Source organism: Pseudomonas sp. ES3-33, from assembly GCF_000952175.1.
Taxonomy (GTDB): domain Bacteria; phylum Pseudomonadota; class Gammaproteobacteria; order Pseudomonadales; family Pseudomonadaceae; genus Aquipseudomonas; species Aquipseudomonas gregormendelii.
On sequence record NZ_JZRI01000120.1, the window covers coordinates 1 to 24,719 of the forward strand.

22 protein-coding genes are annotated in these 24,719 nt (G+C 59.4%); 9 read left to right on the top strand and 13 right to left on the bottom strand.

The genetic code is table 11. The features are described from left to right. Positions 1-985: sensor domain-containing diguanylate cyclase (locus tag UB23_RS20345; protein ID WP_045061104.1), on the top strand; the 985-nt coding region annotated here is incomplete at its 5' end. Positions 986-1,103: 118 nt separating this feature from the next. Here UB23_RS20345 and UB23_RS20350 read toward each other — a convergent pair. The 3 genes from UB23_RS20350 to UB23_RS20360 form a co-directional block, all read right to left on the bottom strand. Further along, on the bottom strand, positions 1,104-1,577 hold the full coding sequence (locus UB23_RS20350) for an LEA type 2 family protein (RefSeq protein WP_045061105.1): 474 nt from the start codon (positions 1,575-1,577) through the stop codon (positions 1,104-1,106). Between the two features lie 57 nt (positions 1,578-1,634). Next, positions 1,635-3,107 carry a nucleobase:cation symporter-2 family protein gene (locus tag UB23_RS20355; RefSeq protein ID WP_045061106.1) on the bottom strand — a complete coding sequence of 491 codons (1,473 nt, stop codon included), beginning with the start codon at positions 3,105-3,107 and terminating at the stop codon, positions 1,635-1,637. 117 nt (positions 3,108-3,224) lie between these two features. Further along, positions 3,225-4,127: a LysR family transcriptional regulator gene (locus UB23_RS20360; protein WP_045061107.1), complete on the bottom strand. Its 903-nt coding sequence runs from the start codon at positions 4,125-4,127 to the stop codon at positions 3,225-3,227. A gap of 108 nt (positions 4,128-4,235) precedes the next feature. Between UB23_RS20360 and speB the strand changes: the two genes are divergently transcribed. After that, complete coding sequence (speB, locus tag UB23_RS20365; RefSeq protein WP_045061108.1) at positions 4,236-5,195, top strand: agmatinase; 960 nt, start codon at positions 4,236-4,238, stop codon at positions 5,193-5,195. A gap of 90 nt (positions 5,196-5,285) precedes the next feature. Here speB and UB23_RS20370 read toward each other — a convergent pair whose 3' ends face one another. Further along, positions 5,286-6,338, bottom strand: a complete 1,053-nt coding sequence (locus UB23_RS20370) for an aldo/keto reductase (protein ID WP_045061109.1) — start codon at positions 6,336-6,338, stop codon at positions 5,286-5,288. 146 nt (positions 6,339-6,484) lie between these two features. Here UB23_RS20370 and zapE point away from each other — a divergent pair, with 146 nt between their 5' ends. The 3 genes from zapE to UB23_RS20385 all read left to right on the top strand — a co-directional run bounded on the left by zapE (position 6,485) and on the right by UB23_RS20385 (position 8,808). Then, positions 6,485-7,603, top strand: coding sequence for a cell division protein ZapE (gene zapE, locus UB23_RS20375; protein WP_045061110.1), 1,119 nt, complete (start codon positions 6,485-6,487; stop codon positions 7,601-7,603). 18 nt (positions 7,604-7,621) lie between these two features. After that, positions 7,622-8,203 carry a DinB family protein gene (locus UB23_RS20380; RefSeq protein ID WP_045061111.1) on the top strand — a complete coding sequence of 194 codons (582 nt, stop codon included), beginning with the start codon at positions 7,622-7,624 and terminating at the stop codon, positions 8,201-8,203. A 113-nt stretch (positions 8,204-8,316) separates the two neighbouring features. After that, positions 8,317-8,808, top strand: a complete 492-nt coding sequence (locus UB23_RS20385) for a GNAT family N-acetyltransferase (RefSeq protein ID WP_045061112.1) — start codon at positions 8,317-8,319, stop codon at positions 8,806-8,808. A gap of 55 nt (positions 8,809-8,863) precedes the next feature. Here UB23_RS20385 and UB23_RS20390 read toward each other — a convergent pair whose 3' ends face one another. The 4 genes from UB23_RS20390 to UB23_RS30365 all read right to left on the bottom strand — a co-directional run bounded on the left by UB23_RS20390 (position 8,864) and on the right by UB23_RS30365 (position 13,662). Further along, on the bottom strand, positions 8,864-9,064 hold the full coding sequence (locus UB23_RS20390) for a hypothetical protein (RefSeq protein ID WP_045061113.1): 201 nt from the start codon (positions 9,062-9,064) through the stop codon (positions 8,864-8,866). A gap of 99 nt (positions 9,065-9,163) precedes the next feature. Beyond that, a complete protein-coding gene (locus tag UB23_RS20395; protein ID WP_045061114.1) occupies positions 9,164-11,401 on the bottom strand; it encodes a TonB-dependent siderophore receptor in 2,238 nt (745 codons plus the stop codon). Between the two features lie 117 nt (positions 11,402-11,518). Beyond that, positions 11,519-13,252, bottom strand: coding sequence for a phosphoethanolamine transferase CptA (locus tag UB23_RS20400; RefSeq protein WP_045061115.1), 1,734 nt, complete (start codon positions 13,250-13,252; stop codon positions 11,519-11,521). 236 nt (positions 13,253-13,488) lie between these two features. Next, complete coding sequence (locus UB23_RS30365) at positions 13,489-13,662, bottom strand: DUF6026 family protein (RefSeq protein WP_205893896.1); 174 nt, start codon at positions 13,660-13,662, stop codon at positions 13,489-13,491. A 271-nt stretch (positions 13,663-13,933) separates the two neighbouring features. Between UB23_RS30365 and gnd the strand changes: the two genes are divergently transcribed. From gnd to UB23_RS20420, 3 genes are read left to right on the top strand one after another with little or no spacing between them, the layout of a single operon-like run. Next, the gene (gene gnd / locus UB23_RS20410; RefSeq protein WP_045061117.1) at positions 13,934-14,914 is read left to right on the top strand and encodes a phosphogluconate dehydrogenase (NAD(+)-dependent, decarboxylating); all 981 of its coding nucleotides are present in this window, start codon (positions 13,934-13,936) and stop codon (positions 14,912-14,914) included. After that, on the top strand, positions 14,911-16,434 hold the full coding sequence (gene zwf, locus UB23_RS20415; RefSeq protein WP_045061118.1) for a glucose-6-phosphate dehydrogenase: 1,524 nt from the start codon (positions 14,911-14,913) through the stop codon (positions 16,432-16,434). Before gnd ends, zwf begins: the two co-directional genes overlap by 4 nt. Beyond that, complete coding sequence (locus UB23_RS20420) at positions 16,431-17,270, top strand: Cof-type HAD-IIB family hydrolase (RefSeq protein WP_045061119.1); 840 nt, start codon at positions 16,431-16,433, stop codon at positions 17,268-17,270. The genes zwf and UB23_RS20420 overlap by 4 nt, the downstream gene beginning before the upstream one ends. A gap of 116 nt (positions 17,271-17,386) precedes the next feature. On the opposite strand, the gene nhaB is transcribed toward UB23_RS20420, so the two are convergent. From nhaB to UB23_RS20435, 3 genes are all read right to left on the bottom strand, one after another. Beyond that, the gene (gene nhaB, locus UB23_RS20425; RefSeq protein ID WP_045061120.1) at positions 17,387-18,889 is read right to left on the bottom strand and encodes a sodium/proton antiporter NhaB; all 1,503 of its coding nucleotides are present in this window, start codon (positions 18,887-18,889) and stop codon (positions 17,387-17,389) included. A gap of 83 nt (positions 18,890-18,972) precedes the next feature. Beyond that, positions 18,973-20,262 carry a hypothetical protein gene (locus tag UB23_RS20430; protein WP_045061121.1) on the bottom strand — a complete coding sequence of 430 codons (1,290 nt, stop codon included), beginning with the start codon at positions 20,260-20,262 and terminating at the stop codon, positions 18,973-18,975. Positions 20,263-20,508: 246 nt separating this feature from the next. Then, the gene (locus tag UB23_RS20435; protein WP_045061122.1) at positions 20,509-20,775 is read right to left on the bottom strand and encodes a hypothetical protein; all 267 of its coding nucleotides are present in this window, start codon (positions 20,773-20,775) and stop codon (positions 20,509-20,511) included. A gap of 344 nt (positions 20,776-21,119) precedes the next feature. Here UB23_RS20435 and UB23_RS20440 point away from each other — a divergent pair, with 344 nt between their 5' ends. After that, positions 21,120-22,445: a sigma-54 dependent transcriptional regulator gene (locus UB23_RS20440; RefSeq protein WP_045061123.1), complete on the top strand. Its 1,326-nt coding sequence runs from the start codon at positions 21,120-21,122 to the stop codon at positions 22,443-22,445. 116 nt (positions 22,446-22,561) lie between these two features. On the opposite strand, the gene UB23_RS20445 is transcribed toward UB23_RS20440, so the two are convergent. Beyond that, complete coding sequence (locus UB23_RS20445; protein WP_045061124.1) at positions 22,562-23,842, bottom strand: hypothetical protein; 1,281 nt, start codon at positions 23,840-23,842, stop codon at positions 22,562-22,564. 46 nt (positions 23,843-23,888) lie between these two features. Then, complete coding sequence (locus UB23_RS20450; protein ID WP_045061125.1) at positions 23,889-24,686, bottom strand: hypothetical protein; 798 nt, start codon at positions 24,684-24,686, stop codon at positions 23,889-23,891. Positions 24,687-24,719: the final 33 nt, after the last annotated feature.

The window sequence follows — 24,719 nt, forward strand, 5'->3', positions numbered from 1 at the left end:
TGTTCTGACGTGTACAATTGTGAAGATCAATAACGAGGTTCTGATAACGGTTTTGACTGATATCTCTTGCCAGGTGGCGACTGAAAGGCGACTAAGGCAGACCGACTCATGGCTGGATGCGATCTATACCATAGTAAATGATTTCGCAGTGCTCGGTTTGACTAAACAGGGAGTCATTAATAGCTGGAGCCCTTCGGCAGAGCGTTTAACAGGTTACACGGAATCCGAGGCTATCGGAGAGACGTTGCGCCGATTCTGTAACTTGCCAGACGTGGATGTTGATGTCTTTGATGAGCATCTCACATTCGCGCGCGAAGAAGGTTGGCATTCACGAGACTATCTTTGCCAACACAAATCAGGACACACGTTTTTTGCTCAAACCATGATCGCCGTTCTGCGCGAAGAGGATGACGAGTTTTCTGGCTATACCGTTGTGTGCCGAGATATCACCGAGCGGAAGGTGTCGAGTGATAACCTGGCCAATTTACTCACCAAAGACCATCTCACGGGCGCAGTTAATCGCGCTCATTTTTTCAATTTGGCAGAGAAAGAGTTTGCTCGGGCAAATCGATACGGCCAATCAATATCGATCATCATGCTGGACGCCGATCACTTCAAACAAGTGAATGATAGTTGGGGGCATCCCATGGGTGACGAGGTTCTCAAGTCTATCGTTAAAATTGCTGAGGGCGTTCTTCGGCCCGGAGATACTATCGCCAGGTTTGGGGGCGAAGAATTTGCGGTTATGTTGCCTAAGAGCAATGGCCTCGAGGCTTCAGTTGTTGCGGAGCGACTCAGGAGCAGCATTGAAGCATCCAGTGTAAGCTCCGCCGGTGGGGAAATAAAAATCACTGTCAGTATTGGTTGTGCCTCGATGAGTGAATCGCGATCCACTCTCAAGCAGTTGCTGGTCTGCGCAGATGCCGCGCTCTACCACGCAAAATCCAAGGGTAGAAACTGTATAGTCGATATTGATGACTTCTGATCGTTGGAATCATGTTTCTCCACACCGCGATCTTCGCCACGGTGTGTTTGAGCTGTCGGTGGATGATCAGGTGAAGGTGGGTGCGGCATCCATGTTAATCAGAGCTCCTGAGTCAACGTTACCAGGTGCCGGATGTCGTCCCCGGCAAACTGAGCTTGCCACTATCGACGAACCGCATGGTGCCGAACAAGCCTGCGGCGAGTTTTCCACGTAGTACGTACGGCAGGTTGTTGAGGGTCTGCGTCTGGCTCAGTCCCAGGGTCTGGCGCAACACCGAGAACGCCGAAACGCTGACCGGAACCGTCAGCACGGTTTCCGAAAAGCGCGGGATCGAGCCCGACTGATCGCTGACTCCCGAGGCGAGCGGCTGGCCGTTGACCTCGAGGTCCAGGGCCACGCCGTTGTAATCAATGGGGGTCTCATTGGGGTTCTGCACACGGATCTTCAGCGCAAACCGTACCTCCATGTCCTGGCCCTGCAGGGGCTCGATGCCGACCACGTTGATGTTGACCGGGTCGCGATTGGGAAAGAGCGCGCAGGCGCTCAGGGAGAGCATCAGCAAGGACAGGATAACGGCGTGGATACTGCGCATGACAGGCTCTCTTCAAGTAAAGGGCTGAACCGCTGCCGACGCAGCCCTCAAGCCGTGTCAGCGGTTCAACTGTGCGACCGCCGCAACGGTTGCCGGTTCACCCTTGGCCGCAACATCGGGGTTTTCCATGACCTGGAGGATCGAGGCTTCTGGGTCGAAATCGTCTTCTTCCAGCTCGATGAATTCTTCCGGCAGGAAGATGTTCAGCACGATAGCGCACAACGCGCCGACAGTGATCGGCGATTCGAAGATGTTGTGCAGCGCCATGGGCAGCTCGCGCAACACTTCGGGGACGGCCGCGACGCCCAGGCCCATGCCCAGGGAAATCGCCACGATCAACATATTGCGCCGGTGCAGGCCAGCCTCGGCGAGGATCTTGATACCGGCCACCGCCACGGTTCCGAACATCACCAACTCAGCGCCGCCGAGCACTGGCTTGGGCATTAACTGCAACACCGCGCCGATCATCGGGAACAATCCGAGCACTACCAGGAGGCCGGCAATGAAAAACGCGACATAGCGGCTGGCCACGCCAGTGAGCTGAATCACCCCGTTGTTCTGGGCGAAGGTCACCATGGGCATGCTGTTGAACACCGCGGCCATGGCCGAGTTGAGGCCATCGGCAAGCAGGCCGGACTTGATTCGCCGGATGTACACCGGGCCTTTGACCGGTTGCCGGGAAATCATCGAGTTGGCCGTGAGGTCACCGGCCGCTTCCAGCGGCGACACGAGGAAGATCACCGCCACTGGGACGAACGCGACCCAATCGAAATTGAAACCATATTTGAACGGCACCGGCACGCTCATCAGGGGCACGTCGGGCATGTTCGAGAAACTGACGTCACCCATCATCCAGGCCACGAAATAGCCAAGGGTCAGGCCGATGACGATGGCCCCCAGACGCAGGAATGGCACGTCGACCCGGTTCAGCACGATGATGGTGCCCAGCACCAGAGCGGCGAGCGCCAGGTGATGGGCACCGCCCAGGTCGGTGGCGCCGAAGCCGCCAGCGATATCGGTCATCGCCACCTTGATCAGCGACAGCCCCATGAGCGTGATGATGGTGCCGGTGACCACCGGGGTGATCAGCATCCGCAGTTTGCCGATGAACTGGCTCAAAACCACTTCGATGAAGGCGGCAAAAAAGCACACGCCGAAGATCGTCGAAAGGATCTCATCGGTGCCGCCGCCACGGGCCTTGACCATGAAACCGGCGCTGAGAATCACGCTGATGAACGAGAAACTGGTGCCTTGCAGGCACAACAACCCGGAACCGATCGGCCCGAAGCGTCGCGCCTGGACGAACGTGCCGAGCCCGGAAACGAACAGCGCCATGCTGATCAGGTAGGGCACTTCGCTTTGCAGGCCCAAGGCGCTGCCCATGATCAGGGTGGGGGTGATGATGCCGACAAAACTCGCCAGAACGTGCTGCAAGGCGGCGAAGACGGTGGCGGTGAGATGAGGGCGATCGTTGAGGCCGTAGATCAGATCGTTGTTGCGCGCAGCAGAGGCTTTTTCGGAGGCGGTCATGGTGATATGCGTGCCAGAAGGCGGGCCGGGTCAGAAAATGGAGGCGCAGGATGCCAGAAAGCTGGGAAAACAGTAACCAAGGGTTACAGAAATCCTGCTGCGGCGCTGCCAGGAACCTCAAGTGCCGGGCTTGAAAGCTGCCAGCAGATCCTCTTCGAACGCCTTTTGCGCATCCCCTGGCGACTGGGCGCGATGGCGGGCGAGCTGGAATGCCACTTCGAAACGGGTTCCATCATGCTGTACCGCGCGTAACAAGCCTTTTTCCTCCCAGCTTCGGGCGTAGTGGCAGGGTAGATAACCGATATGCCGGCCCGACAGAATGAACGCGAGCGTGCCTTCCACTTGCTCCGACCGCGCCGAACAAGGGGTCCCTTGAAAGGGGTCGTCGCGGCGCAGGAAGCGGTAGGGGTGGTCTACGCGATGACTGGCCTGCAGCGTTTGGTCGAGCGGCGCGTCGGTGCTGAAGAGTGGGTGGCCCGGGGCGCAGTACAGCTGCTGGCTCTCCCTGAACAGTTCACGGTAGTCAAACGCGTGCTGCGCCAGGGAGAAATAGCCGATGGCTAGATCCAGGCGTTGTTGCAACAGCAGCCTTTCCATTTCGCCGGGCATCGCGCTGATCAGTTCGATGCGCACCGACTCGTCGCGCTGGCGAAAGCGCCGTATCGCCTCGGCCACCCGTTGCAGCACCGATTGATCGAGCGCTTCGGACAACCCGACTCGCACTTCACCTATCAAGCGCCCGGCCACGCCATTGGATTGATGGCGGAAGGTTTCGATGGACTCGAACAGGGTGCGGATTGCGCCGAGCAGTTCCGCGCCCTTGGGCGTGACGTTAAATCCGCCTTTGCCACGACTGCATAACCGGTAGCCGAGCCGGGTTTCAAGCTTGGCCATCTGCTGACTGATGCTCGACTGGCTCAAGCCAAGTTCGCCTTGGGCGGCACTGAAACCACCGCACTCGACCACGCGTACAAACAAACGCAGAAGCTGCAGGTCCAGGTCGTGAAGTTGGCCAAGCATCAAACATTACTCCGTGATAATGCCAGGATAACAAAGTTGGTATTTTGCCAATGTATCCGACCGCGCATTGTGGCGTCACTCCGTAGATGTCAAACCAAGGAATATGCGATGGACGCCCCAATGCTGAACGATCAAGCCATGACCCGCGACAGCCTCTACGGTACTGCTGCGGAAAGCACCTACGCCGGCATCACCAGTTTCATGCGTCGTCGCTACAGCCGCGACCTGCGCGGAGTCGACGTGGCAGTCAGCGGCGTGCCGTTCGATACCGCAACCAGCAACCGTCCCGGTGCGCGTTTCGGTCCACGGGGCATTCGTGCAGCGTCGGCCGGGATCGCCTGGGAGCGCCACTGGCCGTGGACGTTCGATCCGTTCGACCACCTGGCGGTGGTCGATTTCGGTGATTGCACATTCGACTATGGCGCGCCGCACTCGATACCCCACAGCATCGAGGCCCACGCGGAACATATCCTTGCGGCCGGCAGCGCGATGCTGACCTTTGGTGGCGATCATTTCGTCACCTATCCACTGCTCAAGGCCCATGCGCGTAAACATGGCCCGCTGTCGCTGATCCATTTCGACGCCCACAGCGATACCTGGCCGGACGAGGCGGGCAAGCGGGTCGACCATGGCACGATGTTCTGGCACGCCGCACGCGAGGGCCTGGTGGAACCGTCGCGCTCGGTGCAGATCGGCTTGCGCACGACCAATGACGATGCCATGGGCTTTGCGATACTCGATGCACGCCAGGTGCATCGACGCGGCTGCGAGTCGATCGTCGAGGCCATCCGCGCCCGGGTGGGGGATAATCCGGTGTACCTGACGTTCGATATCGACTGCCTGGATCCGGCATTCGCCCCCGGCACCGGAACCCCCGTATGTGGAGGCTTGAGCACGGTACAGGCGCTGGAAATCCTGGGTGGTTTGCGCGGCATCAATCTGGTGGGCATGGACGTGGTGGAAGTTGCTCCGGCCTACGACAGCGCCGAGATCACTTCCCTGGCAGCAGCGACTTTGGCGATGGAAATGCTTTGCCTGTATGCGGCCAGACACAAGGTCGACCGTTGAAGCAATACCCTGCAGGAGCAAGGCTTGCCCGCGATGGCGATAGTGCGTTCACCAGCGCTTCGCGAGCAAGCCGGTCAAACAGTGGCTCGGTCAGGCGACCGGAATCTTCGGCAGGTCCAGGATCCGGTCGCCGCTGAAGCGCGAAAAGGAGCCCGCCAGGGTTTCATGCGGCACGCCCTTGGGCACGTCGCTCACTTCATCCAGCCGCGCCATTTGCCCGGCATCCAATTCCACCGCCAGCGCCCCCAGGGTCGAGTCCAGCTGTTCACGGGTACGCGAACCCAGGATCGGAATCAACGTGGTCGTCGACTGCCGGGCTTTTTCCCGCAGCCATGCGATCGCCACATGGGTCGGGCTGGCAGCCAGTTCCCCGGCTACGGCGAGCAGCGTATCGAGCAGGGCGGTCTCGCGGGCGCCTTTTTCCGCGTGGATCAGCATGCCCAACTTGGCTGCGCGGTTATCCCCGTCGCTATTGCGGTACTTGCCCGTGAGGAACCCGCCACCCAGGGGCGACCACAAGGTCGCGGCGAGGCCCAGAGCCTCGGCCATTGGCAGCTGCTCACGTTCGACGCTGCGTTCGGCCAGGCTGTATTCGACCTGGAGTGCGACAATCGGCGCAAACCCGCGAACCTCGGCCAGCAGATCGGCCCGGGCAATGCGCCACGCCGGGAAATTCGACAGCCCCGCGTAGTGAATCTTGCCGGCACGCACCAGGTCGTCAAAACCTCGCAGAATCTCCTCCATTGGCGTGACGCCGTCGCTCATGTGCGCCCAGAACAGGTCAAGACGATCGGTTTTGAGGCGGGTCAGGCTCTCCTCGACAGCCCGGACCATATTCTTGCGATTGTTACCCGTGTGTGAAATGCCGTCTGCCGGAGTGGTACCCAAGGTGTATTTGCTGGCGATAACCAGCCGATCCCGCTCCGGCGCGATGAACTCGCTGAGCATGCTCTCAGACTGCCCGGCCTGATAACCATTGGCGGTATCGATGAAGTTGCCGCCGGCTTCCAGATAGCCGTCGAAAATGCGCATGGCCTCGTCGCGCTCCGCGCCGTGCCCCCAGCCCGTGCCAAAATTGCCGGCCCCCAGGGCCAGCTCCGAAACGCGCAAGCCGGTTTTACGGCCGAATACTTTGTAGTGCATGGCGGTGACTCCTGGAGCGAGCGGTGGGGGCTCGACATGAATGTTGTGCGATATTCGCTTAATATTACGTACGTAATATTAACCGTCAAGGTATTTTTCCACTGGCTGACGGCTAGCGCCCAAGCGCTCATGGCATACTGCCGCGCATGACCATCGACTCGCCGTTAAGCGCCTGGCAGCAGGCCATCGAACAGAAAGGTTTCGTCCAGGACGAAGCCCAGGAACATGCCGTGTGGGCCCTGCAGAAATGCTACGAGGCCCTGCACGAGGGGCGTCCGGGCGTGACCGGTGTCTATCTGTGGGGCCCCGTTGGGCGAGGCAAGACCTGGCTGATGGATCAGTTCTATCAAAGCCTGCGAGTCCCTGCCCGGCGCCAGCATTTCCATCATTTCATGGGCTGGGTGCACCAGCGGTCATTTCAGCTGACCGGTACCGCAGACCCGCTTAAAAGCCTGGCCCGGGAACTCGCCGAAGAAGTTCGGGTGCTGTGCTTCGATGAGCTGTTCGTCAATGACATTGGCGATGCGATCATCCTCGGGCGGTTGTTCCAGGTGATGTTCGAGCAGGGCGTGGTTGTGGTGTGCACTTCCAATCTGCCCCCTGACCAACTGTATGCCGACGGTTTCAACCGCGACCGGTTCGTGCCCGCCATCGAGGCGATCAAACAGCACATGCAGGTCATTGCAGTGGACGGCGCTGAAGACCATCGCCTGCATCCGGGCGCCGGGTTGCAGCGCTACTGGGTTGCAGAGCCCGGGCAGCCCAGTGCCTTGCACGAGGTGTTCTGGACATTGACCCTCGGCCAGTCGGTCTCCAGCGAGCCGATCGCGGTCGGTCACCGCTCGCTGCCGGTGGTACAGGCCAGCAAAAGCGTGCTCTGGTGCCGTTACGCCGACCTGTGCGAGCAACCCTTCGCCGCGATGGACTTCATGGTCCTGTGCGACACTTTCAAGGCTATCCTGTTGAGTGAAGTGCCGAACCTCAGCGCGCAAAAGCGTACCGGACGCATTGCCCGGGGCACTGAAGACGGGGTCGAGCGAGTGGCCGCTGGTGATCGCGAGTTACCTCAGTTGTCGGTGCATGATGACGGCGTGCGTCGATTCATCGCGCTGGTCGACGAATGTTACGATCGCAAGGTGCCGCTCTACCTTGAGGCCCAGGTATCCATGGCCGAGCTTTACACTGAGGGATATCTGGAATTTCCGTTCCGCCGCACCCTCAGTCGCTTGCAGGAAATGCAGCTGCAACGTTTTGCCGAGGTCTGACAACCGGGAAGCGAACCCATGTCTCACACGCTGTCGCATCATCTGCTGACCATGGCTTATCAGAACGCCTGGGCCAATCATCGGCTCGCCAAAGCATGGGGGCGTTTGGCCCCTGTGGAATTGGCGGCACCACGGGTCAGCTTCTTCCCCAGTCTCACAGCCACCTTGAATCACATCCTGACCTGCGACTGGTTCTACGTGGACGCGCTGGAGCGCGAGTTGCGCGGTGACGATCCGCATCCCGATTGCCAGGTGTTCTTCAGCCTGGATGAGCCCTGTACCACGGCTGCCGATCTGCAGCGCGAGCAGGCGCTGGTGGACCGGCGGCTGATCGCTTATTGCGAGCAGATGCGCGATAGCGATCTGGGCAAGATCGTGACCATTGCCCGTGACACGCCGCAGCATGACTGCCGATTGCGCATGCTCTCGCACTTGTTCGAACATCAGATTCACCATCGCGGGCAGGTCCATGCAATGCTCAGCTCAACCTCGGTGCAGCCGCCGCAGCTGGACGAGTTTTTTTGCGTGGGGGAGGCGGGCTTACGGGCTGAGGATTTTGCCGAGCTGGGATGGACCGAGGGATTGATCTGGGGGCATTGATCGGCAGGCTGGTATTCAATGCTTTGGGCGCAAAATGGGCTGCATTGCTGTTGATTTGTGATCGCGCTTGATAGATTCAGCGGCAGTTACTTCACGTGTGATCGAGGATGGAAATGGAATCCGCAGAAATTCTGGTACTTCAGGCCAGCTACACCAATGCTCTGCATGCCGAGGCCATCAGCCTGGTATTGAACCACTATGCAGAAGACCCGATGGGAGGCGGACATTCGCTGCCGGTCGATGTATTGGAAAACCTTGCGGGCGAACTGGCGAAGCGGCCACACGCCTTCAGCGTCCTGGCTTTCGTCAACGGCGAGCCGGCCGGTCTGGTCAATTGCTTTGAGGGTTTTTCGACGTTTGCCTGCAAGCCGCTGGTCAATGTGCACGACGTCGCCGTCGTGAAGAAATTTCGCGGTTTGGGGTTGAGTCAGAAGATGCTGCAAAAGGTTGAGGACATCGCCCGCCAGCGTGGCTGCTGCAAGATCACCCTGGAGGTTCTGGAGGGTAACGCCATTGCCCAGGCGTCCTATGGAAAATTCGGATTTGCCGCCGGGATGTTCGATCCGGCCCACGGTCGCATGCTGTTCTGGACCAAGGCGCTGTAAGACCTGAACCAGGCGAGGCGGGGGAGCAGGCTCCCTCGCCACAGCCTTGAGCTCGTTATGGTTTGTAGTGCTCCGTCATTTGTGCGGTCTGATCGTCCGGAACCCGCACTTGCGGCGCTGGCTGTTGCTGATTCGCCTGCTGGCTCAATCGCAAAGTCTCGTAGTAATAGCGCATGCGTTCAGCGCCGCCTTCCGCCCAGGCGGCTGTCGTGCCCAGCATCATCAAACTGGCGAGGATCAGGGTTGTAGATTTCATGGTGTGCCTCCCACTACAGGTTTCGGGTGCCCTTTCTTCCATGAAGCAATGTTGAAAGGGCATTATCCGCCGATTCCGTTAATTGGGAATTAACAGCTTTTAAATCTTCCAATCGAGGCTCAGGGTCACGGTACGCGGGTCGCCCCAGTAGTTGCCGTTATAGAAGCCGACATTCTCGTAGTACTTCTTGTCGAGCAGGTTGTTGACGTTGAGCGACGCCGACAGGTGCTGGTCGAACTCGTAGCGCGACATCAGGTTGACCAGGGTGTAGGCGTCCTGGCTGATGTTGGTGCGCTGGGTGATGATATTGCCTGCAGCGTTGCGCCCCACCGGGCGACTCGCGGCGCGGTAGATCTCGCTTTGCCAGTTAAGCGCGCCGCCCACCGTCAGCGCATGCCAGTTGCCTGGAAGCCGATAGGCCGTGGACAGGCGGAACATGTTCAGGGGCGCGGTGGTGTTGGTGCGGTTCTTTTCGCCGTTGACCGAGTGGGTATAGGTGTAACCGGCGGTCATGTTCCAGTCGGCCATCACCTCGCCGGACAGTTCGGCTTCGAAACCCCGGACCTTGGTGCCCTTGCCATTGGCCTTGTAGAACTCCTCTCCGGTGACCGGATCCGGTGGCACCGAATCGTCGAGCTCGGCGACGTTGTCCTGATCACTCCAGAACAGCGCCGTAGCCAGGTTGAGGCGCTCCTGAAGCAGGCTGCCCTTGAGTCCCAATTCATAGTTGCTGCCCACCACCGGTTCGAGGTACTTGCGGTTGGCGTCGCGATTGGTTTGCGGCTTGAAGATGTCGGTGTAGCTGACGTAGGCGGTGTACTCGGGTGTGATGTCGTAGAGCAACCCGGCGTAAGGCGTCCACATGTCGTTGTGTTTCTGGCTGGTATCGTCCACTGCGCTCAACACCTGATTGGCGTCGTAACTATTGGTGGTGCTCGACGATTTCCAGCTGCCATAGCGGCTGCCAAGTACGGCGTGTAACTCATCGGTCAGGCTCAGGCGTGTGGCCAGGTAACCGGCTTTCTGCTCGGTGCTGCTGGTGGACCCGGTGAGGCTGGTCACCGTGTCGGAGAATTTGCCGATATCGCCCATGTACTTCCAGTCCGGCACGATCGCGTAGTCATCAGCCATCGGACCGTCGGTGTAAGGGTTTCTATCGCTGCGCTGCGCTTGGCCATAACCAATCATCAGTTCATGTTCGCGTCCCAGCAGCGAGTAGGGACCGGACACGTTGAAGTCGTAGGCTTTCATCTTCTGGGTGCCGATCATGTGACTGACGTTGGCCACCATGCCGCTGCGATCGGGCTCGGGGAAGCCGCCTCCGGCGTAGTAGATCTTGCCGTCGGTGTCACTCTCGCGGTGGGTGTAGGCGGCCTTGAGGTGCCAGCCTGCACCCAATTGATGGTCCAGGTTGGCGAAGGCGGTCTGGTCCTTGATCGGCCAGGAACTCCAGGACGTGGCCATGTTGGTCGAACGGCCAAGGTTGGCCTTGCTGCCGTCGGCATTCCAGTAAGGTACGGTGCCCCACGAAGTGCCCTGTACGTGTTTGTTCTGGTAGTCGTAACCCACCGCCAGGGTGGTGGCATCGGTCAGATCGGCTTCGAGCACGCCGTAGCCGACTTCCCGTTGCTGCTGGTATTTGTCGCGGAACGAGTCGCTGTCACGGTATGCCAGCACGCTGCGGCCGCGCAGGCGCCCATCGAAGGCCAATGGCCCGCCAACGTCCAGGTAGGTGTAGTAATTGTCGTAGCTGCCGGCGCTGACACCGGTCTTGGCCTCCCATTGCGCAGTCGGGCGTTTGCGCACCATGTTGATGGTCGCGGACGGATCCCCGGCGCCCGTCGTCAGGCCGGTGGCGCCGCGCACGACTTCGATGCGGTCGTAGATGATGGTGTCGGAGTCGGACTTCATGTAACTGAAGGTGTTGAGCATCCCGTCAACCTGGAAGTTGTTGATCGAGTAGCCGCGCGAGGAATAGTTGACCCTGTCGGAGTCGTTGTGTTGCACCACAATGCCGGTGGTCTGGCGCATGGCTTCGGACAGCGAAGTGAGTTTGAAGTCGTCCATTTGCTGGCGCGTGACCACTGAAACCGACTGTGGGGTTTCCTTGATCGACAGGTTCAGGCGCGTGGCGCTGCTCATGGCGCCGGTGGTGTAGGACTGGGTGTTTTCGGTGTTATTGCCCAAGCCCTGGGCGGTGATACTGGTGGCGGTCAGCTCGAGGGCGCCGGCGACCGGAGCCTTTTCAATTTCGCTGTCGGCGAGCAGGTCCGGGCTCAGTGCAACGCTGCACAGGCCCAGGGTTAAAGTCATGGAACGGGTAATAGGCGCGAACATCGCAGCCGACTCCTTGTCGTTGAGGGAAAAATTCCGTTTGCTCAAAGACGAAGGAGGGCGGCGAATATTTAGTGGTAAACAATAATTATAGTGTTTGCTGTGGGGTGCCTGGCAGCCTTAATGCTGCACGACTTCCACGGGTTTGGGTTTCATCAGGCTGAAGTCGATCAACGGCCGCTGCTGTTTTTCGTAGGGATTGCCGATCAGCAATGGGCGCGGCTTGAAGCTGTCGCTGACCAGGCTCTTGCTGCGATCGAGCTCATCGAAATTCAGCCCCGCCATGTCCGCCCAGGTGTGGATCAGGTGCGAGCTGCTGTAGGGGCGGCTCAGATCGCCAGCGAAGTTCCAGTCATGGGATTCACGCCATTTCGGCGAGGCCCAGGCCATGAAAGGAATGGTGTACATCGGCGCGGTTGGCTTGTTTTCGTTGCGGCCCAAGGTGCTATGGCCCGGCGAGTCGAAGACGTCTTCTCCATGGTCGGACAGGTACATCAGGAAGCCATTGGGGTCCGTTTTCGCGTAATCCTTGATCAGGCTCGAGACCACGAAGTCGTTATACAGGACCGCATTGTCGTAGCTGTTGTAGGTCGGCAATTGATCGTCACGTACGCCGGCCGGTACACCCTGGCGATCCTTGAACTTGTCGAAGGTCGAGGGGTAACGGTACTGGTAACTCATGTGCGTGCCCAGCAGGTGCACCACGATCAGCTTGCGCGGTGCCGCGTCGGCCAGGGCCTTGTTGAACGGCGCGATGACATCGCCGTCGTACTGGGCGGCGTTCTGGTTACGGTTGTTGTTGAGGTACACCTGCTCGTCGGCTTGCTCGGAGAAGGTCGTCAACATGGTGTTGCGCTTGGTCATGGTCTGCTGGTTGGTGATCCAGAAGGTCTTGTAGCCGGCCTGTTTCATCATGCTGACCAGCGACGGAGTCGACAGATACAACGCCGGGTTATCTTCGTCGGCGAATGTCAGCACCTGCTGCAGCGCTTCAATGGTGTAGGGGCGCGGGGTGATGACGTTGTCAAAGACCGATAACTGGTCCTTGAGCTTGTCCAGCTCAGGGGTGGTATTGCGCGGGTAGCCATACAGGCTCATGCGCTGGCGGTTGGTCGATTCGCCGATCACCAGTACCAGGGTCGCAGGCTGATTGGCTGCGGAGTCGGTAAGGTTTTTCAGCGGAGCGATCTTGCTCGCGCTGTGCAGCATGTCCTGCATGCCGGCGAGGGTATCGAGGTAGCGGTGGTAAGCCACGGCCATCTGCCATGGCACGGCAGGTTCGATGCGGGTTTCGAATTTCTCGAAGCCTTCTGCCAGGCTGCCGGTACGCAGGGTCTGCTTGACCAGCGGATAACCGATCACTGCCACCAGGATGGCCGTTGCTGCCAGGAAGGCCCGCCCGCGAGGCAGGTACACCGGACGCAAGCGGGTCCACAGGAAGTAGGCAAACAGCGTGTGGGCAAGAAAGGCCGCGACCATCCACCAGGCGAAATACTGGGTCATGTACTCGCCAGCTTCAGAGATGTTCGATTCGAACATGATGAAGATGACGCTCTGGGAAAACTCCTGCTGATAGATGAAGAAGTAGCCCAGGCTGGCCATCGAGCAGGCCCACAGCACCACACCGATACAGGCGGCGAGCACACGGGTCTGTCGGGGAAAGAGCAGCATGGGCGCGAGCCAGACCGCGCTCATGATGAAGGCTTGGCGGAAGCCGGTGAAACCCGAGGTGCCGGTCAGCTGGATCAGCAGTTGGGTGATGCCGGAAAAGTACCAGAAGAACACAAACAGCCAGGCAAGCCCGGCCCAGTCGAACCCTTTCGCAGTCGTGTTGCTGCGTTTGAACAAAGCCATTCAGCGCTCCAGCCTAGATAATCGTCGACCGCCGCCAGTGGACACTGGTGGACGAACGGGCGCGGCACGCCTACCGAGCGGCCACAATGGCGCAGGAGTATGAATGAACGGGTGTGAAAAGTTTGTGAGTTGCAGGAGCGAGCTTGCTCGCCATGGGCGTGAACGATGACGCTGGGTGCCTGATGGCCCGCGGCGGCCTCTCGTTTTTCGCGAGCGAGCTCGCTCCTGCAGGGCGGTCAGGCGCGGTGGGTTACTGGCAGGGCCTGTGGCTGGTGGCCTTGGTTGAGCTGGCGCAATTGCGCAAGCTGCTGCTTCAGCAGGTCGTTCTCTTCTCTGAGCCGGCCCAGTTCATCACGACGGATCGTGACGTAGAGAGTTTGTGCTGGTCGTGCTGCTTGTACTGTGCCCATTGCTCACCTCGCAAATGGTGTTTCAACTGTGAACCTGCCCCCGACGTCGGGCGCTGATTAACTATCGGCTGCAATTTTGATTTCTTTTGCCTGCGAAGGGAACTTTTTTATTTTTCGTGGTCGGTGTGTCTTCGCGACGATTCCCGACGTTATCAGTCTGGATCGGGCACAATGCACGGAAACTTCATGCCGACCTGTCTGACTAAGCTGAACAGGTTGCGTTGGGCTATAACCTTTGACACACATTATTTGCAGTAAGGAGCATCAGCACATGCAACTCGGGATTATTGGACTGGGCCGCATGGGCGGTAATATTGCGCGGCGCCTGATGCTCAACGGGCATTCCACCGTTGTCTACGACCGCAATACCGCTTTTGTCGACACCCTGGCCGCAGAAGGCGCCAAGGGCGTCATCGACCTGCCGGCCCTGGTGGCTGGCCTGGCCAAGCCACGTGCCGTCTGGGTCATGCTGCCGGCCGGCGCGCCGACCGAAGACACCATCGACACCCTGAGCACCTTGCTCGAAGCCGGTGACACCATCATCGACGGCGGCAACACCTTCTATAAGGACGACATTCGCCGGGCCAAGAGCTTGTCGGAAAAAGGTCTGCACTACATCGATGTGGGCACCTCCGGTGGCGTCTGGGGCCTTGAGCGGGGTTATTGCATGATGATCGGCGGCGAAGCCGAGGTGGTCAAACGCCTGGATCCGCTGTTCGAAAGCCTGGCCCCTGGCATCGGTGACATCCCGCGCACCAAGGACCGCAAGTCCGATGACGACCGTGCCGAGCGCGGTTACATCCACGCCGGCCCTGCAGGCTCGGGTCATTTCGTGAAGATGATCCACAACGGCATCGAGTACGGAATGATGCAGGCCTTCGCCGAAGGCTTCGATATTCTCAAGACCAAGGCCAGCGAAAACCTGCCTGAAGACCAGCGTTTTGACCTCAACGTCGCCGACATCGCCGAAGTCTGGCGTCGTGGCAGCGTGGTCTCGTCCTGGTTGCTCGACCTGACCGCAGACGCCTTGGCCAGCGATCCGAAACTCGACGGTTACTCGGGTTCCGTAGCTGACAGCGGTGAAGGTCGCTGGACCATCGAGGCGGCCATGGAACAGTCGGTACCGGTTCCCGTGCTGTCGAACTCGCTGTTCTCTCGCTACCGTTCACGCGGGCAGGGCACCTTTGGCGACAAGATTCTCTCGGCCCAGCGGTTCGGCTTCGGCGGCCATGTGGAGACTTCGAAAAAATGACTGGCCTGATCCGCAATAAATCCAAGGCTGAACCAGCACCACCCACCACGCTGTTCCTGTTCGGTGCACATGGTGACCTGGTCAAGCGGCTGCTGATGCCGGCGCTGTACAACCTGAGTCGCGATGGATTGCTGGGGGATGGATTGCGGATCATCGGCGTTGACCACAACGCCATCAGTGACGAAGCCTTTGCGCAGAAGCTCGAGGATTTCATTCGGGCGCAAGCGATGAGCAAAGTCGGCAAGGGCGATGACGCCCTTGACCCGGCGTTGTGGGCCACACTCGCCAAAGGCATCAGCTACGTCCAGGGCGACTTCCTGGACGACAGCACCTATTCAGCCCTGGCGGCGAAAATCGCCGCCAGCGGCACCGGCAATGCGGTGTTCTACCTGGCCACCGCGCCACGTTTCTTCAGCGAAGTGGTGCGTCGACTGGGCGCGGCGAAGCTGCTCGAAGAAACCCCCGAAGCGTTTCGCCGCGTCGTGATCGAAAAGCCTTTTGGCTCCGACCTGCAAACCGCAGAGGCCTTGAACGCGTGCCTGCTCAAGGTGATGTCGGAAAATCAGATCTACCGGATCGATCACTACCTGGGCAAGGAAACCGTACAGAACATTCTGATCAGCCGGTTTTCCAACAGCCTGTTCGAAGCGTTCTGGAACAACCACTACATCGACCATGTGCAGATCACTGCCGCCGAGACCGTCGGCGTGGAAACCCGGGGCAGCTTTTACGAGCACACCGGCGCGTTGCGCGACATGGTGCCCAACCACCTGTTCCAGTTACTGGCGATGGTCGCCATGGAGCCGCCTGCCGCTTTTGGTGCCGACGCGGTACGCGGCGAGAAGGCCAAGGTCGTCGGCGCGATTCGCCCCTGGTCGGTGGAAGAGGCCCGGGCCAACTCGGTGCGAGGCCAGTACACCAGCGGCGAAGTCGACGGCAAGGCATTGCCTGGTTATCGCCAGGAAGGCAACGTTGCGCCCGACAGCACCACCGAAACCTACGTCGCGCTCAAGGTGATGATCGACAACTGGCGCTGGGTCGGGGTGCCGTTCTATTTGCGCACCGGCAAGCGCATGAGCGTGCGCGACACGGAAATCGTCATCTGCTTCAAGCCGGCGCCCTATGCGCAATTTCGCGATACCGAAGTGGATGAACTGCAGCCAACGTATCTGCGCATCCAGATCCAGCCCAACGAAGGCATGTGGTTTGACTTGCTGGCCAAACGTCCTGGCCCGGCGCTGAAGATGGCCAATATCGAGCTGGGTTTTGCCTACAAGGACTACTTTGAAATGCAGCCGTCCACCGGCTATGAGACCTTGATCTACGACTGCCTGACCGGCGACCAGACGCTGTTCCAGCGCGCGGACAACATCGAGAACGGCTGGCGCGCCGTGCAACCCTTCCTCGACGCCTGGCAGCAAGATGCCAGCGTTGAGGGCTATGCTGCCGGTGAAGACGGCCCGCAGGCGGGCGCAGATCTGCTGACTCGCGACGGTCGCGTCTGGCACAGCCTCGGATGAGTGAATTGACCCGAGCGCCGATCCGCTTCTTGCTCAGCTACATGGACGGTACCTTGTTGCTGCCCGACCACAGTCTCAGCCGGCGCACCATCGAGGCCGTTCGCTCACTGCGTGAGGCGGGGGTGCTGTTCAGCCTGGCCACCGGGCGTCCGCCAAAAGCCATGTTGCAGCAGATCGAAGCCCTGGGCGTTGACCTGCCAACGGCGGCATTCAACGGTGGCACCCTGGTTAATCCTGACGGGAGTATTCTGGTTGCCCATTATTTGCCAGCCACCGCAGCGTTGACGGCATTGGCGTTGTTTGCCGATCGCAGCGACGTTGAAGTCTGGGTGTTCAGCGGTGGTGACTGGCTGCTCAAGGATCCCGACGGGCCGATGGTGCCCAGGGAGCAGCATGGGCTGGGTTACCCGCCCGTCGTGGTCGACAGCTTCGAACCCTATCTGGAACGCATCGACAAGATCGTCGCGACCAGCAACAACACCGATCTGTTGATTGAGCTCGAAGCGCTGTTATTGCCCAAGGTGCAAGAGCAGGCGCAGGTCTCGCGTTCGCAACCGGTTTACCTGGACGTCACGGCCATGCAGGCCAACAAGGGCGCGGCACTGGCGACACTGGCCGAGTTTCTTGGCGTGCCCCTGGAGCACACGGCGGCGCTGGGCGATGGCGGCAACGACCCGGCGATGTTTCACCAGGCCGGTTTGTCGATCGCGATGGGGCAGGCGGAAGAGGCGGTGAAGCGCCAGGCGGACGTCGTCACTGGTGCCAACACCGAAGACGGCGCTGCGCAGGCGATTGAGCAGTACATCCTCAACCACCCACACCGCGCCGCACTGTAGGAGCAAAGCTTGCTCGCGATGACGCCCTGTCAGGCGCCATTGATGCCAGATTCACGGCCTCATCTCGAGTAAGCCTTACTCTCGCAGGGGTGGCGTGGCCGCACAGGTTTCTGTGGTTACAACCAATAGCTGACCGCATACCACCCGAGCACGCCCATCACAACGGTGTACGGCAATGCCATCCACACCATCCGCCCATACGACAGGCGAATCAGCGGCGCGATTGCCGAGGTCAGCAGAAACAGGAATGCCGCCTGGCCATTAGGCGTCGCCACGCTCGGCAGGTTGGTGCCGGTGTTGATCGCAATCGCCAGGGCCTCGAAGTGCTCACGGCTCATATGGCCGGACACAAACGCCTGCTTGACCTCGGTGATGTAAATGGTTGCAACAAACACGTTGTCGCTGATGGCCGACAACAGGCCGTTGGCAATGAACAACATGCCCGGTTGCTGCTCTGCGGGGAGGGCCAGCACCCACTGAATCAACGGCGTGAACAATTGCTGATCGTGGATCACCGCAACCACTGCAAAGAACACCACCAGCAGCGCGGTGAAGGGCATGGCGTCCTTGAAGGCATTACCAATGCGATGTTCGTCGGTAATGCCGGTGAATGCCGTGATCAGCACAATCACCATCAACCCGATCAACCCCACCTCGGCCACATGGAAGGCCAGGCAGCCGATCAGGATCAGCGCCGCCAGGCCCTGGACGACCAGTGCAGCACGCTGGCGAGAAGTGCGCTCGGCGTTATCTTCTGCGGCATAGTTGGCCAGTACGGCGCGCACGTTGTCCGGCAACAGCGTGCCGTAGCCGAACCAGCGCAGCTTTTCCAGCAGCACGCAGGTCACCAGGCCCGCCACCAGCACCGGCAAGGAAACCGGGGCCACTTTGAGGAAGAACTCGGCGAAGTGCCAACCCATCTCGTGGCCAATCAGCAAGTTTTGCGGCTCGCCCACCAAGGTGCAAACACCGCCCAGTGCTGTGCCGACGGCACCGTGCATCAACAGGCTGCGCAAGAAGGCGCGAAATTGCTCGAGGTCATCGTGATGCAGTTGCGGCACATGACGGTCGTCGGAGAAAGCGCTGTCCAGGCGCGGGTCATGGCCCGAGGCCACGCGGTGGTACACCGAATAAAAGCCCACCGCTGCGCTGATGATCACGGCGGTCACGGTCAGGGCGTCTAGAAAGGCCGACAGAAACGCCGATAAAAAGCAGAACAGCAGCGCCAGCAATGCCTTGGACCGCACGCCGAGCAGCAGCCGGGAGAACAGGAACAGCAGCAAGTCTTTCATGAAGTAGATACCTGCCACCATGAACATCAGCAGCAGGATTACCGGAAAGTTGTGCACCAGTTCGTCATACAACGCCTGGGGTGTGGTCATCTTCAGCAGCAGCGCTTCAATCAGCAGCAGCCCCCCCGGCATCAGCGGATAGCATTTAAGCGCCATGGCCAGGGTAAAAATGAACTCCAGGACCAGCAACCAGCCCGCCACCACAGGGCCGACCGTCCATAACACCACAGCGTTGAGAATCAGAAAGCCGACGATGCTCGCCTTGTACCAGCGGGGAGAGTGCCCGAGAAAATTGTGCGCGAACGCCTGGGCCATTGAACCGGACATCGGCTGCTCCTTGTATTAAGAAGCGCGCAACTTGCCGTAAGACCAGCGGAATATCAAGTGCAGGAAAAGTCTCCGCGCGCCATTCACCCCAGGTAGCGCGCCACAATCGCCCGGTAATTGCCGTCGAGCGAATAACCCCCAACGACAATCGCGCCATCTGTTTGTGCAGTCAGTGAAGTCGCTGTGTCCAGGCTGCGACTCAGCCGGGTGCGGACCCAGCCGAGGCCATCACCGAACTGGTGATCCAGTTGCCCATCCGGCAGATACCGGGCCAGTATGAAGTCAGCCTCACAGCCTCCAAGCGTCGCACCAGCGGCCAGGGTGCAGCCGTCGGGCAAGGCCAGGGCCGCTGTCCATTGACAGCCACTGCGGCCGATCTCCAGCAGTCGCGGCTGACCGCCATGGCAATGACTGTCGGGACGCCCGTTGTTGTGCAACCGCAGGGACAGGCAATGCATGGGGTCCCGGCTGCTGCCTACGCACAGCAGGTCCTCGTTGTACTGCTGGACGATATGGCTGACGTGAGTGCTGCGGCCGGCACCATCGAAACTCATGAAACCGTCGACTGCGAAGCTGGTGTCCAGTTGCCCGTTGGCGTGGTAACGGGCGAGCAATCCTTCGGCGGGAAAGTTGATCGACCCACCCACCAGGATTCGACCATCTGCTTGCAGCAAGAGACTGCTGAGCCAGGTGTTCATCAGCAAGTGCCGGACCATCACAAATCCGCGGCCATTGAACGAGCTGTCCAGTGAGCCGTCACGGTTCAGGCAGATGAGCAGGCCGACATGATCGGCCAGTTCGAAATGATGATTGGCCAATAGCAGGATCCTGCCGTCCTCCTGCACCCGTAGATCGCAGGCTTCGGCGCCCGGAACGCCCGGTGGAAGCCAGGCATCACGCACGCCCACGGAAAGATTGCCGGGCAAGCGCACCACGCAGCGGCCATTCTCGCCGAAGCCCTGGACCGGTTGGCCACAGTGGTCAAACAACGCCAGGGCCGGGAGCGTGCGATGGCCGTTGAGATAGTGCAGCCCGGCCAGCAGGATGTTGCCGTTGGGCAGCACCGCGAGTTTGCCGGCCATGGCCTCGAAACCATTCTCGAACTGGCCGATGACGCTGCCTTGATCACCGAAAGACAGGTCCGCAGACCCATCGGCCAGGAGGCGTGCCAGGCCAAAGCGACTGCCCTCGGCCATTCCGACTTTGGCCGCGACGAGGATGCGCCCGCAGGCATCAATGGCGACGTCATGGGTCATGCTGCAGAGGCTGCCGGCGAAATACACCTGGGTGGTTCCGCGGGCGGCAAATGAGAGGTCGAGGCGACCGGCTTGGCTGAGTGTTGCGGGGGAGGCAAAGGCAACCTGGCTTGACATGCACGCATCTCCTTGCGAGTCGTCGTCCAGAAGTTGGCCTGGCGACCTTATAAGGAAGATATTCAAACCCTGAATGGCCAACCGTACAACTGGGAGAAATAACAGGCGGAGGGTCGCAGTGTGCCAGAAGAGTGTCTTTTTGAACCAGTGGCAAGCCTGCCAAGTAATTAGTACCTTCGCAGTACTGAACAGCCCACTGAAAGACTGGGAAGGGCGCGGATTACTGCCAGGTAATCCGCGCTGCTATCAGTGTGGCATCGACCATGATTCAAGGTTGTAACCGTCACGGCTGAGTTCTTCGCGGGCCTGTTTAAGCACACGCTCAAGTTGTGCCGGATCGGTATAGGCACTGCTTGGAATCTGTTTGCGACCAATGCTGCATTTGGTGCGGTCGATCACTGTCAGGCTGAGTTCACCGTTGCCATCTTGTAGAGACCAGGCCACACACTGGAAAGGCTGGAATGCGCGGTCTGCAATCAAAAGAGCTTCGTTGATACGGAGCGGGGCGTTCATTGGGGTTCTCTCTCTATATGCCCAATCAAGTGATCGGCCGACGGTCGGGCTTCCCGTGCGGCTGGTACTTGTACTGATGTCCTCAACCCGGCCTCGGGTCACACTGGAATCGAAGAAATTTCACCTTTCTTGCAAGAACTCGCTGTTCGGTGCTGTTTTGAAAGCTGAATGAAAGGTTGAAGTTCATTAGGTAACTAACCAAGTAGTCTTTTATAACTGTTTAGGCGAGCGCCTTATAGTCAATCGGTACAAGCAACTGTCAATTTCTTGCTAATGTTACAGCCAGGTCCGCCAAATGACTGTTTTTACTAATATTTAATCGAATTTGGCGCCAAGGAACAGTCATGAACGAAGCGCCTGCCCAACGACGTCTATTAGTGGTTGATCCTTGCGACGATTGCCATCGTTTACTGCCAGGATTGCGAGCTGTGGGCTGGGATGTCGAAAGCTGCACACTGGAAAATGCCGCCGACAAGACCTGTGATGTCGGCCTGTTGCGATTACAACCCTTTCATCTGGAACGCCCCGAGGCGGTCAAGGAACTGATTAGCCGCAGTGGCACCGAATGGATCGCCGTGCTTAACCAGGAAGTCCTGCGGCTGCAGAATGTCGGCGACTTTGTCTGCGAATGGTTTTTCGACTTCCACACCCTGCCGTTTGATGTTTCAAGAGTTCAGGTAACCCTGGGGCGCGCGTTCGGAATGGCGCGTTTGCGCGGTAAAGGCACCGTGCACATTGACCAGCCAGAACATGAGCTGCTCGGCGACAGCAAGCCGATCCGCGAGCTTCGCCGGCTGTTGAGCAAGCTGGCACCTACCGAGTCCCCGGTACTCATCCGCGGTGAAAGCGGCACGGGCAAAGAGCTGGTGGCCCGCACCCTGCACCGGCAATCCCAGCGGCACAACAAACCCTTCGTGGCCATCAACTGCGGCGCGATTCCCGAACACTTGATCCAGTCCGAGCTGTTTGGCCACGAGAAGGGTGCCTTCACTGGCGCCCACCAACGCAAAGTCGGCCGGATCGAAGCGGCGAACGGCGGCACACTGTTCCTCGATGAGATTGGTGACCTGCCGCTGGAACTGCAAGCCAATCTGCTGCGTTTCCTGCAGGAAAAACATATCGAACATGTTGGCGGCAGCCAGCCGATACCGGTAGATGTGCGAGTTCTGGCGGCGACCCACGTCGACCTGGAAGCGGCGATCGAGAAGAAACGCTTCCGTGAGGATTTGTACTACCGCCTCAACGTGCTGCAAGTCGTCACCGCGCCATTGCGTGAACGGCATGGCGACTTGTCCATGCTGGCCAATCATTTCTCCCACTTCTACAGCCATGAAACCGGCCGCAGGCCACGCAGCTTCAGCGATGACGCGCTGATCGCGATGGGCAAGCATGATTGGCCGGGCAATGTGCGCGAATTGGCCAACCGGGTTCGTCGCGGCCTGGTGCTGGCCGAAGGTCGGCAGATCGAAGCCCGCGACTTGGGGCTGATCAGCCACCATACCGTGGTTGCGCCAATGGGCACGCTGGAGGATTACAAAACCCGGGCTGAGCGCCAGGCGTTGTGCGATGTGCTCAACCGTCACAGTGACAATCTGAGCATTGCAGCGAAGGTGCTGGGTATCTCGAGGCCGACATTTTATCGGTTGTTGCACAAGCATCAGATTCGGTAGATCCACGAACACAAAAGATCGCAGCCTCGTTGCACTCGACAGCTCCTACAGAGATTTTCAATTCAATGTAGGAGCTGTCGAGTGCAACGAGGCTGCGATCTTTTGTCTTATATACCTCAGAAGTAGTAAGGGAATTTCAGGCTGAATGAAAAGTCCGGCGAATCGTCAGTCAGGCCAATAGCCAGGTTGGGCACGATCGTCAGCTTGTCGGTGGCCGCCAGGGTCATGCCGATGTTGAAGTTGGCCGCGTTGTAATCACTGTTGCTAATGGACTGCCAATCACCGCCATCGGGCTTGATCTTGCTTTTGCGAGCGAACTGGTCGGTGAACGAGAACGACATACTCATCTTCTCGTTCAAGGCGAACGCAATACCCGCGCCCACCTGCCAGGAGTCCCCCAGCTTCACATCGCCGCTGACCTTGGAGCCAACCTGAGGACTGATGTCGCTGAAAGAGTCCTGCATGTTGTAGGTGTACGCCAGGCTGCCGAACAGTACGGCCGGGTCAAACGTCTTGACCAGCGAGATACCCGGGGTGATCGCCCACACACCGTTACCGGTTGGCAGGTCCTCGGGTACCGAGAGGTTATCGTTGGTGGGGTCGCTGACCAGTTTGATGCCGTAGGGGTCCTTGCCGGTGGGTGCCTTGACCCGCAGCGTGACAACCGCGTCGGGGAGGTTGACCGACTCGTCCAGGAATTTGTAAGCCACGCCAACGTTTACATCGCCAATGGTCGGGTCGCGGGTGACGGTTGCATCCGACGTCACCGGGCCTGCACCACCAGCGCCGCCGGAGGAGTAAGTCGACTCTCGATAAACCACGGGAACGTTAATATCGAACTGCCAGCGTTGCGCCAGGTTGTAGCGAGCGGTCAAGTCCAGTGTCCAGTTATCCGCCTTGATACGGTCCAGGTTGATGTTGCCGAGAAAGATCGAGTCCAGCGCCAGGAAGCCATTGAGCGTCAATGCGCGAGTGTCGTAGTGGGTGTAGGTCAGGCCGGTTTCGACGCTGAACTTTCCGCCACCGAAGAAGCCACTGGCTTCGTCATACAGGTTGGAAACGCTGGGCGCTGGTTCCGAGTCTTCCTTGAGGGACTGGCCATAGGAACTGCCGGCGGTTCCCGGAGCGCCTGCAGCCACGGCCTGACCATTCCTGGTCGGGTCGGCCGGGGATTTGGTCAGGCGTCTGGGCGGCGCCGCCGCCGGGGTTTCTTCGACTTGGCGAACCCGTTGTTCGAGTACCATCAACGCGTTCTGTTGAGCTTGGTAACGCTGCTTTAACTCCATGAGTTCTTGTTTTAGTGCTTCAACCTGGGGGTCTGTCGCTGCATGTAGCAGAGTGACCGGAGCCAGGCTACTCAAACAGACGATTGCTCTGAGCGTTAACGATCGGTGCATGGGTTAGCCGTCCCTTCTGACTACTTCTGATGAGACTGAGCGTAGATCAGAATCCGGCAGTGCGAAGACCTTTAAGCTGGTCCAGATTACCGGTCAATGACCCGCCTGTAGTCGCACTGTCACGCAGCACCACATTGAACGATGTGAGGTTGCGCACCTGGTTGCTACTTCCCAGCAAAGTCGTGTTCTGCGTCAGCCCACCCTGGGCCAGGCGTTGGATCGTACTGCCTTGATTGTTGTTGGCCACGATGTTGAGTTGCACACCTGTCCCGGATGAGGAAACGCTCAGGGAACCCGCGCCATTACTGCCCACCAGCGTGGTGCCTGCGGCCAGTGCCTGGCCCTGGGGTTGCATGACTGGCGCCTCGTTCGCCTTGGTAACGTTGATGTCGACATTGTTGTAGGCGGTGTTGTTGTCACCGGCCGCACGCACGACTTGAGTGACACCTTCGGTGGTGTTGAGGCCGCTGCCGCCGGTTACGGTGCCGGTGCCTGAACCCGTTGCCGCAACGGTTTGCTCGCCTGTGCCCGCAGCAGAGTTGGTGGTGCCTTGCGAACTGCTGGCACCCGGGGTTTTTTCATCGATCATCGACACATAGAACTGTGGCTTGATCGTTGATTTCTGGATCTGCATCGAGGAGGTGACCCCGATCAATTCTCCTTTGGCATTTTCCCAGGTGCTGGTCATGGCAACCCCGAAGCTGATGATCCTTCCGGGCATGACATAGCGGCCTCGCAGGCTCGCCAGCTCCTGATCCTTCAGTTCAATGGGTTTGAACGTCTGTGCCTGGGTTGGCAGGCTGGCAGCCAGGCAAACGACGGCCAGCCAGGTTGGAGTGTTCATTGGATGCTCCCGGAGCTTCATGCTCCCTTGTTA